Source organism: Streptomyces mutomycini (genome assembly GCF_001700505.1).
Classification (GTDB): Bacteria; Actinomycetota; Actinomycetes; order Streptomycetales; family Streptomycetaceae; genus Streptomyces; species Streptomyces mutomycini.
This window is the reverse complement of record NZ_MAPV01000219.1, coordinates 1-591: the sequence shown is the minus strand read 5'-3', so window position 1 is coordinate 591 and position 591 is coordinate 1. Positions and strand designations below refer to the sequence as shown.

Genomic DNA, 591 nt, shown 5'->3' with positions numbered 1-591 from the left:
GATTCGCCGAGGGTGGCGGTGAGTTCGCTGGTCTCCTCCCACAGACCCCACGACAGGGACTGGGCGGGAAGACCTTCAGCACGGCGACGCACCGCCAACGCGTCCAGGAACACATTGGCCGCCGCATAGTTGGCCTGCCCCGGCGAACCGAACACACCCGCCGCCGACGAGAACAGCACGAACAACCCCAGACCAAGACCCCGCGTCGCCTCATGCAAATACCACGCGGCATCCACCTTCGGCCGCATCACCGACACCAACCGCTCCGCCGTCAGCCCCGTCACCACACCGTCATCGACCGCACCCGCCGCATGCACCACACCACGCACATCCGAAATCCCCGCCACCAACTCCTCCACCGCGGCACGATCAGCCACATCACAGGCCACCACCCGCACCTCAGCACCCAGCCCGACAAGCTCACCCACCAACTCACCAGCCCCCGGAGCCCGCTCACCACGCCGACTCACCAACACCAGATCACGCACACCATGCACAGCCACCAAATGCCGCGCCACCGCCGCACCCACCACACCCGTACCACCCGTCACCAACACCGAACCCTCACCCGACCACGACACACCACCACCA

General features: G+C 66.7%; 1 protein-coding gene. It reads right to left on the bottom strand.

Annotation, left to right across the window (positions count from 1 at the left end):
* The coding region (locus BFF76_RS26960) for an SDR family NAD(P)-dependent oxidoreductase (protein ID WP_420877228.1) at positions 1 to 503 on the bottom strand (503 nt) is incomplete at its 3' end.
* Positions 504 to 591 lie beyond the last annotated feature (88 nt).